The following is an 11160-nucleotide window of genomic DNA, read 5'->3' on the forward strand; positions in this document are numbered from 1 at the left end:
CCGGCGGCAGCTGGTACAGGTCACCGACCAGGACGACCTGCACGCCGCCGAACGGTTGCCCGGGCTGCGGACCGAACTGCTCCAGCGCGGCCGAGAGCATGTCGAACAGGTCGGCGCGCACCATCGACGCCTCGTCGATGATCAGCGTGTCCAGCGAGGCCAGGGTCCTGGCGAAGCGGCCCGGCCGGTAGTCGCCCGACCGCACCTCGTGCAGGCCGGTGGTGGTGCGGAAACCGAACAGCCGGTGATTCGTGTAGCCGTCGACGTTGAGCGCGGCGATGCCGGTCGGTGCGGCCACCACGACGTTGCGGTCGGTGCGGCCACCACGACGTTGCGGTCGGTGTCGGCCATGAATCGGCGGATCAGCGTGGACTTTCCGGTGCCGGCCTTGCCGGTGTGGAACATGCTGCGGCCCTGCGCCAGCAGCGTCAGGGCCCGCTGGAACTCCTCGGTGAGGACGATGCCGTCGGGCGTTCGGTCGGAAGGGGTCAGTGCGATCGGGGTCCCGCTCTGTGCGTCGATGTCTGCCGACCGGCACTCTACCGGGGGCGGGCTCTGCATCACTGCATCATGATGCAGAGATGCTATCGTGGGGTATGCGCACCACGATCGACCTTCCCGAGGATCTGCACAGGCTGGCGCAGGCCATCGCTCGCGATACCCACCGAACTCTCAGCGAGACCGTCGCAGAACTGATTCGGCGTGGTCTTGTCGCTGGGAATTCGTCGGCGGCAGTGTCCAAGGACCCGAGAACAGGTCTGCCGCTCGTCAGCGTCGGAAGCATCGTGACCTCCGAAGATGTGCGCTCCTTGGAGGACGAGGAGTGACCGCACTGCTCGACGCGAACGTGCTCATCGCACTTGTGGTCAACGACCATGTGCACCACGACGCTGCTGTGGAGTGGCTGTCGACGTGCGACACCGCGTTCGCCACGTGTCCCATCACCGAGGGCAGTCTCGTTCGATTCCTGTTGAGAGCAGGACAGTCCGCTGCCGCCGCCCATGAGGTCGTCGGCGCGGTCAGTGCCCACGAGCGTCACGAATTCTGGTCCGACACCGTCCCTTTCGCTGATGTGCAGCTGGGCGGTGTCATCGGGCACCGGCAGGTGACAGACGCATATCTCGCCGAGCTCGCCCGTCGCAACGGTGGTGAACTGGCGACGTTGGACAAGGGCCTCGCGCACCTGCACAGAGATGTGGCGCGGCTTGTCCCGACTTCGTGAACGTGGCCGTGGGCCCGTCGGCTCACCCGGTCCGGCCGGCCCGCCATGAACGCCAGCCCCGATGCGCCGCGAACGTCCCGAGAACCGCGGTCACACACCACACCGCGATCGCCGAGTACGCCAGTGGCGCCGAGAACTCGCCGATCGACGCGCCCACCGCGGTGTAGACGAACGCCCGCGGAGCAGAGCCGATGAACGCGCCGACCGCCATCTGCCACAACGGAACTCCGAACGCCCCGAAGGCGTAGGAGGCCAGCGCGTCGGAGATCCCCGGCACGAACCGCTGCCCGACCACCGCCCACAGCCCGCCCTGCGCGATCAGCCCGTCGATACGTTCGGACCGCCGCGGGCCGAGCAGCCCGCGGGCGCTGTCGCGGCCAGCCCGCCGCCCCGCCAGGCTCGCGCTCATCGCGGTGCCGACCGTCGCGCCCAGCGTCACGAACGTCCCCACCAGCGGACCGAACAGGAACCCGCTCGCCGCCGCGAGCAGCGGACCGGGCACCAGCACCGCGCCCAGCAGCGCCGACACCACGACGTACGTCAGCGGCGCCAGCGGGCCCGTCGACGCCACCAGGGCCCGGACGTGGTCCACGTCGATCACCTGTCGCACGGTGACGAGATAGAACAGCACCGCCAGCAACCCGACGAACAGCGCCAACCTGGCGACATGGCGACGTCGGGACGTCTCGGGGGTACCTTCGCTGTCAACCATGCCGAACGCAATCCTGCCGCACCCGGTTAAGTTGGCTGCGTGAGTGTCACCCCGGCGGACCTGACGGGCACCGAACGCGCGGTGCTGCTGGTCCTGATGGCCGAGTCGCGCCCGGTGCCCAACCCCGAACTGGTCGCCCTCGGCCCGGCGCTGGACAAATCCGGCCGAGACAAGCTCAACCGCCTCGGGTTGATCGAATCCGAACGCGTGGGTGCCCGGTTCGTCCACGAGCTCACCGACCGGGGATGGCGATTGTGCCGCGACATCGCCTCCGCAGGACCCCCGCCGCGCTCCACCGGCCCGGCCAAGGCGCTCTACACCGTGCTCGGCGCGCTGGGACGCCACCTGCAGCGATCCGAGCTCAGCCTGGCCGACATCTTCTGGCCCGCCGCCGAAGACCCTCTGCAGACCGTCGAGGACCGGCTTCGCGCCGCCTACACCCGGCTGGCCACGCGTCCCGGCGGCTGGGTCGCGCTGGCCCGGCTCCGCGCCGAACTCGCCGACGACCGCGACGACGTCGACGCCGCCCTGCGCGCCCTCTACCGAACTGCCGGCGTCAGCCTGATTCCCGAGGAGAACCAGAAGATCCTCACCGCCGCCGACCGCGCCGCGGCCGTGCTGATCGGTGACGGGCCCAAGCACCTGATCGCGATCGAGCCGTGATGGACCCCACCCATCGCGAAGCCCTTGCCTCGCTTCGCCTGACCTGGGCACCCACCGTCGACGACCTGTGGCGACCGCAGGCGGCCACCCACGTCAGCGGGCTCAACGAGTACGCCGTCGACGACGTGATGGACGCCTTCGGTGACGCCGTGCACGACCCCACCGCGACCCCGCTGGGAGTGGTGGTCCGCGGACCCGCGGGGTCCGGCAAAACCCACCTGCTCGGCCAGATCCGGGAACGGGTGCAGGCCGGTGGCGGGTACTTCTTCGTCATCGAACTGCTCGACGCGGCCAGCTTCTGGCAGTCGGTGCGCAACGGGATCCTGGAGAGCCTCGGCCGGCCCGGAGCGCGACGGGAGACCCAGCTCAAGGACCTGCTGTGGGAGCTGTCGTCGATCGCGCACGTGTCGCGCGCCGATCGTCGCGCGATCATCGGTGACGACGACCTCGACCCCGAGACCTTGGACCGGTTCGTCAACGCGCTGGCTGCGGTACGCAAAGACCCTGTGCGGCAATGTCATCAGACCCTGCGGGCGTTGGTGCTGCTCGGTGCCGCCGACCTGGCGGCCCATGACGTGGGCGAGGCCTACCTGCAGGCCAGCGAGGAATCCAGTCCCGACGACGACCGGGACCGTTGGCGGCTACGTGCCTCGCCGTCCACCGCGCAGGACTGCGTCCGTGACATCTCACGACTGATCGCGCTGGCCGGCCCGGCGGTGCTCGCGCTGGACCAGATCGACACGCTGCTGGCCGCCTCGCTCGCGCGAACCGAGTCGGGCGGTGGCGGTGACGGTGTGCTCGAGCAGGTTGCCCACGGGCTGATGTCGCTGCGCCAGACGATGCGCCGGACGGTGTCGGTGGTGGCGTGCCTGCCTGCGGTGTGGGAAGCCATCCGCGATCAGGCGACGGCCAGCGTGGCCGACAGGTTCCGGGTGACGGCGGTGCTGCACGGGCTGCCGACCTCCGACATCGGTCGGGCCATCCTGGAGCGCCGGTTCCTCGCGAGCTACGCCGCGACGGGGTTCAGCCCGCCGTATCCGAGCTGGCCGATCCTGCCCGCAGCCTTCGAGGACGCCCGCGACTACACGCCGCGAAAGCTGCTGATCCGAGCCGACACCCATGTTCGCGAATGCCTCAAGCACGGCGACGTCGTCGAGCTCGAACACCTCAGTGTGGACGCGCAACCGACATGGGAGGAAACGCCATCCGACGGTGACGCCGCCCTCGGGTCGTCCGGGCTGGACCGCCGGTTCGTAGACTATCGGCGCCGCGCAGTGCCGGCCGCCGCCTTCGACCACGAGGGCGAGGACATCACGATGCCCGAGCTCCTCGGCGCCGCGTTGACGGCGTGGATCGCCGAGAGCGACGGCGACCAGGTGTACACCGTGGACCCGCCGCCGGGGTCCCACGTGGTGTTGCACGCGCGGCTGCGGCAGAGCCTCGACAGCGCCACCGACGACGAACGGCACTGGGCGTTCCGCGCTGTAGCGGCCACCAACGCGGTAGCCGCCCAGACCCGGATCAGAAAGGCCTACGCCGCAACGGGACTCAGCGCGGGATCGGACCGGCGGCAGCTGTTCTTGTTGCGGAACACGGCGTGGCCCACCGGCCCGAAGACCGCCGCCCTGATCGAGGAGATCCACTCCGCCGGGGCGCGCACCGTCCCGGTGTCCGACGACGACGTGCGCACCATGGTGGCGTTGCGCGACCTGATCAACGACGACGACCCGGCACTGCCGGCGTGGCTGCAGGCCCGCCGGCCGGCGCACGGGTTGGCGCTGCTGCGCGACACCTTCGGCGACGACGGCGGCGCGTCGGGGTCCGCGGCGCTCGAGCCGGAACCCGAGTCGGAGCCGGAGCCGGACGCGGGGGTCGCCGTCGAGGTGTCCGACGACAAGATGCCGTTGGGCTCCGACCTGCATTCGAGAGAACCCGTCACGGTCGAGCTGTCGGCGCTGCGCAAACACGTCGCGATCTTCGCGGGCTCGGGATCGGGCAAGACTGTGCTGATCCGCCGACTGGTCGAGGAGTGCGCGCTGCGCGGTGTCTCGTCGATCGTGCTGGACACCAACAACGACCTGTCCCGGCTGGGCACCGCGTGGCCGCAGCCGCCACATGGTTGGAATCGTCGCGATGATGCGAGGGCCGCAGCATATTTCGCGAACACCGAGGTGACGATCTGGACGCCGCGGCGGTCCACCGGACGTCCGCTGGCGTTCCAGCCGCTGCCCGACTTCAGCTCCGTGCTCGACGACTACGACGAGTTCAACGACGCCGTGGAATCCGCGTGCGCTGCGCTCGAACCACGGGCGCTGATCTCCGGGCAGACCCAGAAGGCCAACCGGGCCCGCGCCGTCCTGCGCGAAGCGTTGCAGCGATACGGCAGAACGCCGGCACCGACCCTCGGCGGCTTCGTCGACCTGCTCGCGGACCTGCCCGACGACGTCAGCAACATCGCTGACGCCCGCAAGATCGCCGACAACCTGGCCCAGGACCTGCGCGCCGCGATGATCAACGACCCGATGTTCGGCGGGGAAGGCACGCCCGTCGACCCCGGGGTGCTGCTGACCCCCTCGCAGGGGCACCGGGCACGGGTGTCGGTGATCAGCATGATCGGCCTGTCCTCGGACGAGCAGCGGCAGAGCTTCGTCAACCAGCTGCAGATGGCGCTGTTCGCGTGGATCAAACAGCACCCGGCCGGTGAGCGGCCGCTGTCCGGGTTGCTGATCATGGACGAAGCGCAGAACTTCGCTCCGTCAAAGGGTTTCACCACCTCGCTGCGCAGCACGCTGGCGCTGTCGTCGCAGGCGCGCAAGTACGGGCTCGGGTTGGTGTTCGCCACCCAGGCGCCCAAGGGTCTGCACAACCACATCCCGGGCAACGCGGCCACCCAGTTCTACGGTCTGCTGAACTCGCCCGCCCACATCGAAGCGGCCCGGGAGATGGCGCGCGCCAAGGGTGGCCTGGTGCCCGACATCAGCCGGCTGCAGGCCGGCAACTTCTACGTCGCGACCGAGGGGGAGGCTTTCCACCGGGTCGTCGCGCCGTGGTGCCTGTCGTATCACCCGTCGAGCCCCCCGTCTGCCGAAGAGGTTCTGGCGCTGGCCAGTTCACCGTGACCCCCGGCGCGACCCGTTAACTTAGATGAGCTAACCTGATCGGATCTCGTGCACCGACGTCGTGAGGACCTTCGAGGTGAGTTCGTACCAGCGCAGCCGTGCCGCCGGGCTTGTTGCGGCAGCGGCGACCGGGGCCTGCGTGGCGCTGTTCGTCGGTGCCGCTCCTGCCGCGGCGGACACGGCGAGCTTCCTGGCGGCACTCGAGGACCGCCACACGTCGTGGACGTCGCAGGAACTCCTGACCGCCGGGCACACCGCGTGCTCGATGATGAGCGCGGCACTCCGGCCTCCGACGTGACCGACCACCTCGACCGGGAGAGGGGATTCGGCGTCGCGCTGGCGTTCGACATCGTTAGCGCGGCGGTTGTGCACCTGGGGTGTTGACGACCTGGCGCCGATCCCATTGCCGCCTCGCGAGTGTGAAGCCATGGCTGTGTCCGGGGGAACTTTCGCGACCCGGAATACTATTTCGCGATGGGTGTGCGTGAGGACGTGTTGGTCACTGCCGAGGAGCTGGCCCGTCGGTTGCAGGCCGGCGAACCGGTGACGCTGCTGGACGTCCGGTGGGAGCTCAGCCGACCCGACGGCGCCGCGGCCTACCGACGCGGCCATCTGCCCGGGGCGGTGTACGTGTCCCTCGACGACGAGCTCACCGACCACTCGCAGACGGGACGTGGTCGTCATCCGCTGCCGTCCGGGCCTGCTCTGCAGGCCGCGGCGCGGCGCTGGGGCGTGCGTGCCGGCGTCCCGGTGGTGGTCTACGACGACTGGAACCGTGCCGGGTCGGCGCGCGCGTGGTGGGTGCTGACCGCCGCCGGCATCAGCGACGTCAGGATCCTCGACGGCGGACTGTCCGCCTGGAAGGGCGAATTGCACACCGACGCCGTCACTCCGGAGCCCGGGGATGTGACCGTCGCACACGACGACCTCGATGCGGCCGCCCGCAGGACCGTCAGCGCCGACGGGGCGCTCGAGGCTTCCGTGCTCCTCGACGCGAGGGCCCCGGAGCGCTATCGCGGCGAGGTCGAGCCCGTCGACGCGGTGGCCGGCCACATCCCCGGAGCGCGCAACGTCCCCAGCACCGGGCTGCTGACCGAGGACGGCCGCTGGCGTTCCGGACCCGAGCTCACCCGGTTGTTCGACGACCACGGGGTGAAGGCCGGCACCGACGTCGCGGTGTATTGCGGCTCCGGCGTCACCGCCGCGGTCAACATCGCGGCGCTGGCCTCGATCGGCGTCCACGCCGCGCTGTTTCCCGGCTCGTGGTCGCAGTGGAGTTCTGATCACAGCCGTCCGGTGGAACGGGGAATGTGACGGCCGTCGCAGTGGTTGGCACTGGGCATGGCGAAGATGACCGGTGACGAGCGTGAGCAGTATCTGGCCGACGTGCACGTCGGAGTGATCGCGGTGGAGCGGCCCGACCGGGCGCCGCTCGCGGTGCCCATCTGGTACGGCTACCGGCCCGGTGGTGAAGTGCTGCTGTGGACCGAGTCGGAGTCGTTGAAGCACAAGCTGATTCGTGATGCGGGGCGCTTCGCCATCACGGTGCAGGACGAGCAGCCGCCGTACAAGTACGTCACAGCCGAAGGCGACGTCACCGGCATCGGGCCCGCCGACGACGCCGAGGTCCGCGCGCTCGCGGTGCGCTATCTCGGCGCTGAGGCCGGCGGCCAGTTCGCCGACGAGAACCTCACGCCGTCCTCGGTCGTCATCCGGATGCGGCCGCAGCGCTGGTTGAGTACCGATTACTCCAAGTAGTCCCGGTGATCCCGCCCGCCCGCGATAGTCTGCGACCGTCACGGTGGCGGAGCGGGGGGTGGGCAGATGCGTGCACGGGTGGTGCCGATACTGGCAGCGGGGCTCGTGGTGGTGGGTTGCGGTGGCGCCCAGCAGCAGCCGGAGGTCACGACCTCCCCGCCGGGGAATTCCGCGGCCCCGAGTGCGGCGGATGAGGGCGACGCGCCGGCCGACGACGGCGTGATGACATTCACCTACGAAGACGCCGAGAGTCCCGAGGCGATCGCCGGGCGCACGCTGATGCAGGACAACCAACTGCTCGAGGATCTTTCCGACGACATCAACGAGGGCCCGATGCTGCCCACCGACATCGCGCTGCTGGGCGCGCAGTGTGACGAGGCAAACGCCTTCTGGGATCCGGAAGACCAGTCGATCACGCTGTGCTACGAGGACGCCGCTCTGGCGCAGGAGATCTTCACCGAGGCAGGCGATCCCGACCCCGTCGCCTCGGCGCTGAACTCGGAGTACGCGACCTTCTACCACGAGGTCGGTCACATGGTGATCAGCATTTACGAGCTGCCTGCGACCGGCCGCGAGGAGGATGTCGCCGACCAGCTCGCCGCATACGTACTCCTGCAGCCCGACGACGGCGGCGAGCCGGACCCGGAGTCGGTGCAGGCGGTCAAGGACTTCGCGCGGACTTTCAGTGCGTCCGGGGACCAGCGGGTGGAGTTGAGTCCGGAGGATTTTGCGGACGTGCATTCGCTCGACGAGACGCGGGTGTTCAACCTGCAGTGCTGGATCTACGGATCGAATCCGGACGCCAACGGTGACCTCGTCGCGTCGGGCGACCTGACCGCTGACCGTGCGGACGGCTGTGAGGACGAGTGGATCCTCCTCGACAGGTCGTGGTCGACGCTGCTGGAGCCGTACTTCAAGTGAGCTCTCAGCCCGCGGGCGGTGGTGGCGGCGGCGGCGCGGCTCCCGGAAGCGGGGGAGGCGGTGGCGGTGGCGGTGGCGGCGGGGCCGTCAGGATGCGCACCATGTCGGCCTTCATCGCCTGGAGCTGCGCACCCCAGTAGCCCCAGCTGTGGGTTCCGTTGGGCGGGAAGTTGAATACGGCGTTGCGCCCGCCGGCGGCCAGGTACTTCTCCTGGAACTCCTTGTTGGTGCTGACGGTGATGTTCTCCAGATACTGTGCGCCGAAGTTCGCACCGAAATCCCTGCTGGTGTCGAGGTCCGAGGTGACACCGTTGCCGCAGTAGATCCACAGCGCGGTCCGGTTGGCCACCAGCCGGTTGACGTTCACGGTCGGGTCGTTGCGCTGCCAGGCTCCGGAGCCGGGGCTGCCCCACATGTCCAGGGAGTCGAAGCCCCCGGCGTCCTGCATCGCGATGTCGATCATCGTCGGCCAAAGACCGCGCGACGGCGCCAGATAGCCCGACAGTGAGGCAGCGAACTTGTACTGGCGCGGGTGCCAGGCGGCCATCGTCAATGCGCTGCTGCCCGACATCGACAAGCCGACGACGGCGTTGCCGAACGGGTCCTGGCCCTTGTTGGCGGCCAGCCAGGTCGGGAGCTCCCGGGTCAGGAACGTCTCCCACTTGTACGTCACTGTGCCCGCGTTGTTCTTCGCCGGCCGGTACCAGTCGGAGTAGAAGCTGGACTGTCCGCCGACGGGCATGATCACCGAGATCCCGGAGTCGTGGAACCACTCGAACGCCGCCGTGTTGATGTCCCAGCCATTGAAGTCGTCCTGGGCACGCAGACCGTCGAGTAGCAACACCGAATGCGGCCCGCCGCCTTGGAATTCGACGCGGATGTCGCGTCCCATCGCCGGCGACGGCACGTCGAGTTGTTCGATGGGCAGCCCGTCGCGGGAGAACGCCTCGGCCTGCGGGACAGTGATGGTGGTCAGGCCGGCAGCTAGCAGCACCGCGACGGCCAGCTGTGCACCGGCGCGGCGGACCCGATGCCTGAAGAACAACACGGGCGCGAACGTAACAGCGCCCGACGAGGCTGTCGCAGGGCCGCGCGGGGTAGTGACCGGGTTGTGATGTTGGCGAATCGGGCGCGTTTCGCAACGCGCAGGGTGCGTCAGCGCGCCGGATTCGCGGTGACGATCGGCGCCTGGGCCATGAATCGTGGCGTGCTGCCGCGGTGTTCGTCGGCGGCGTGCACGGTGAGCGGGTGCACCAGGTACATGTCACCCGGCGCGCCCGTCGCGTGCACCACCGGCCGCGCCCGGCTCGCGCTGTCGACGAGGCCGCCGGCGGTGACCGCGTCCAGCGGAGTCTCGTCGAGGACGGCGGCGGCGTCGTGATGGGAGCCGGCCCGGATCCGCGTCGGCGCGTCGTCGATCGTCACCTCCGAGAGCAGCGTCAACAGCAGCATTGTGTGCGGCCGGCCGGTGACCGCCCACGACCCGTCGGGCTGCGGGGTGTCCAGGTCGATGTGCCAGCCGCGGTCCTCGGCGGGTGGCGTTACCGGGAAGCGCACCGGAATGTTGCCCAACGACCCGCGCGGTTGCCATCCGCCGACACCGCAGACCGCGTCCAGTGCATCGGCGAGACGGGGGCTGCGGACCAACTCGCCGAACGGTCCCGCTCCTGTCATGTCGGCTGCCCACATCACCGGTTGGGTCCACGTGCTCCGATCATCGGGTGACACACCGAGTTGCTGCCACAACAGCATCCGGGCGGCGTCGGCGACGGCGCGCGGCGCGGCCTGCTCGACCTTGACGAATCCGTCGCGTCGGAACGCCTCGACATCGACCATCCGCCGAGGGTGGCATACCAGGCGGGCGGCGCGCCAATGGTTTTCGATCGCCGGAAAGAAGGCTCAGCGACGAGCACGCCGAACTCGCAGGGCGGCGGCGAGCACCACCAGGGCCGCCGCGCCGGCCGTCACCGAGACGACGGTGCTGTCCCGCTGGCCGGCGCCGATCGTGATGGCCGCCAGCGCCCACAGCACGCCGGCGAGGTGGCCCGAGGTCCCGCGCAGCATGGTGGTCAGCAGCACCGCGAATGCCGCGGCCGCGACCAGAAGCACCAACTGCCACCACACCCCGGTCGCCGAGACCCCGGAACCGATCAGCGCGGCAGCCACATTGGCGAAGATGGCCGCGCCCAACCAGCCGAGGTACAGACCGAAGCTCACCGTCGCCAGGGTTGCCAGCCAGGACGGACAGGTCAGGTCGTCGCGGCGTCGGACCAGCAGCAGCAGGATGTGGGTCAGCGCACCCACCATCACTGCCGCGACCACCACGCTGGCCCACAGCCAGCCCTGGGCCGCCACCGCGAGCCACACGCTGTAGCCGACGAACACCAGGCACGCGTCGATCAGCAGGCTGGACTCCCACGGCGAGCCGAGTCCGAGACGCAGCACCCCCGCCGCGGTGACCGCGCTCAGCAGTGTGATCAGCCCCCACACGCTGAACGCGTAACCCGCCGGGGTGATCAGCGCCTGGTTGGTGGCGCCGGTCTGCAGGAAATCGCCCACCAGCGCGGTGACCACGAGCGGCGCGACCAGCTGGGTCAGGGCCAGGGCGACGGTGATCCACCGCCATGGCTGCACCGACGGCGAGTTCGTCGTGGGTGCGGTGCCGCTGGTGACGCGCAAGTGTTCTCCTCGATCAGATGCTGGTACTCCGTATTCGGAGCCCGGGTCCGATCAGATGGCCCACCCGCCGGAACTGCATTCCAGCA

At 69.6% G+C, this 11160-nt stretch carries 12 protein-coding genes and 1 pseudogene; 8 read left to right on the forward strand and 5 right to left on the reverse strand.

All coding sequences use genetic code 11. The features are described from left to right. Positions 1-405, reverse strand: a pseudogene (locus tag WA944_RS05250) (AAA family ATPase); the annotation flags it as partial. A 191-nt stretch (positions 406-596) separates the two neighbouring features. Here WA944_RS05250 and WA944_RS05255 point away from each other — a divergent pair. Both WA944_RS05255 and WA944_RS05260 read left to right on the forward strand, forming a co-directional pair. Beyond that, a complete protein-coding gene (locus WA944_RS05255) occupies positions 597-827 on the forward strand; it encodes an antitoxin (RefSeq protein WP_526374492.1) in 231 nt (76 codons plus the stop codon). Beyond that, positions 824-1222, forward strand: coding sequence for a TA system VapC family ribonuclease toxin (locus tag WA944_RS05260; RefSeq protein WP_526374494.1), 399 nt, complete (start codon positions 824-826; stop codon positions 1220-1222). The genes WA944_RS05255 and WA944_RS05260 overlap by 4 nt, the downstream gene beginning before the upstream one ends. A 22-nt stretch (positions 1223-1244) precedes the next feature. Here WA944_RS05260 and WA944_RS05265 read toward each other — a convergent pair whose 3' ends face one another. Next, on the reverse strand, positions 1245-1934 hold the full coding sequence (locus WA944_RS05265) for a TVP38/TMEM64 family protein (protein ID WP_526646485.1): 690 nt from the start codon (positions 1932-1934) through the stop codon (positions 1245-1247). A gap of 39 nt (positions 1935-1973) precedes the next feature. Between WA944_RS05265 and WA944_RS05270 the strand changes: the two genes are divergently transcribed. The 6 genes from WA944_RS05270 to WA944_RS05295 all read left to right on the forward strand — a co-directional run bounded on the left by WA944_RS05270 (position 1974) and on the right by WA944_RS05295 (position 8395). Next, positions 1974-2597: a hypothetical protein gene (locus tag WA944_RS05270; protein WP_526369694.1), complete on the forward strand. Its 624-nt coding sequence runs from the start codon at positions 1974-1976 to the stop codon at positions 2595-2597. After that, a complete protein-coding gene (locus WA944_RS05275; protein WP_526369692.1) occupies positions 2597-5716 on the forward strand; it encodes a helicase HerA domain-containing protein in 3120 nt (1039 codons plus the stop codon). The genes WA944_RS05270 and WA944_RS05275 overlap by 1 nt, the downstream gene beginning before the upstream one ends. 76 nt (positions 5717-5792) lie before the next feature. Continuing rightward, positions 5793-6014 carry a hypothetical protein gene (locus WA944_RS05280; protein WP_526369690.1) on the forward strand — a complete coding sequence of 74 codons (222 nt, stop codon included), beginning with the start codon at positions 5793-5795 and terminating at the stop codon, positions 6012-6014. Positions 6015-6190: 176 nt separating this feature from the next. Beyond that, positions 6191-7030, forward strand: a complete 840-nt coding sequence (locus WA944_RS05285) for a sulfurtransferase (protein WP_526369688.1) — start codon at positions 6191-6193, stop codon at positions 7028-7030. Between the two features lie 27 nt (positions 7031-7057). Beyond that, positions 7058-7474: a pyridoxamine 5'-phosphate oxidase family protein gene (locus WA944_RS05290; RefSeq protein WP_526369686.1), complete on the forward strand. Its 417-nt coding sequence runs from the start codon at positions 7058-7060 to the stop codon at positions 7472-7474. A 66-nt stretch (positions 7475-7540) separates the two neighbouring features. After that, a complete protein-coding gene (locus WA944_RS05295) occupies positions 7541-8395 on the forward strand; it encodes a DUF4344 domain-containing metallopeptidase (RefSeq protein WP_526369684.1) in 855 nt (284 codons plus the stop codon). Positions 8396-8399: 4 nt separating this feature from the next. Here the strand turns inward: WA944_RS05295 and WA944_RS05300 are convergent, their stop codons facing one another. The 3 genes from WA944_RS05300 to WA944_RS05310 all read right to left on the reverse strand — a co-directional run bounded on the left by WA944_RS05300 (position 8400) and on the right by WA944_RS05310 (position 11074). Beyond that, the gene (locus WA944_RS05300) at positions 8400-9443 is read right to left on the reverse strand and encodes an alpha/beta hydrolase (protein WP_526369682.1); all 1044 of its coding nucleotides are present in this window, start codon (positions 9441-9443) and stop codon (positions 8400-8402) included. 107 nt (positions 9444-9550) lie between these two features. Next, the gene (locus WA944_RS05305; RefSeq protein ID WP_526369680.1) at positions 9551-10231 is read right to left on the reverse strand and encodes a phytanoyl-CoA dioxygenase family protein; all 681 of its coding nucleotides are present in this window, start codon (positions 10229-10231) and stop codon (positions 9551-9553) included. A gap of 63 nt (positions 10232-10294) precedes the next feature. Continuing rightward, entirely contained in the window at positions 10295-11074 is a 780-nt protein-coding gene (locus tag WA944_RS05310; protein WP_526369678.1) for a TspO-related membrane protein, read from the reverse strand. Positions 11075-11160: the final 86 nt, after the last annotated feature.

It is taken from the genome of Mycobacterium sp. (genome assembly GCF_049683355.1).
Lineage (GTDB): Bacteria > Actinomycetota > Actinomycetes > Mycobacteriales > Mycobacteriaceae > Mycobacterium.

Excerpts from the sequence above, each read along its gene's own strand:
- WA944_RS05255 (WP_526374492.1), top strand. The coding sequence starts at position 597 with ATGCGCACCACGATCGACCTTCCCGAGGATCTGCACAGGCTGGCGCAG.
- WA944_RS05265 (WP_526646485.1), bottom strand. The coding sequence starts at position 1,934 with ATGGTTGACAGCGAAGGTACCCCCGAGACGTCCCGACGTCGCCATGTC.
- WA944_RS05275 (WP_526369692.1), top strand. The coding sequence starts at position 2,597 with ATGGACCCCACCCATCGCGAAGCCCTTGCCTCGCTTCGCCTGACCTGG.
- WA944_RS05285 (WP_526369688.1), top strand. The coding sequence starts at position 6,191 with ATGGGTGTGCGTGAGGACGTGTTGGTCACTGCCGAGGAGCTGGCCCGT.
- WA944_RS05290 (WP_526369686.1), top strand. The coding sequence starts at position 7,058 with ATGGCGAAGATGACCGGTGACGAGCGTGAGCAGTATCTGGCCGACGTG.
- WA944_RS05295 (WP_526369684.1), top strand. The coding sequence starts at position 7,541 with ATGCGTGCACGGGTGGTGCCGATACTGGCAGCGGGGCTCGTGGTGGTG.
- WA944_RS05305 (WP_526369680.1), bottom strand. The coding sequence starts at position 10,231 with ATGGTCGATGTCGAGGCGTTCCGACGCGACGGATTCGTCAAGGTCGAG.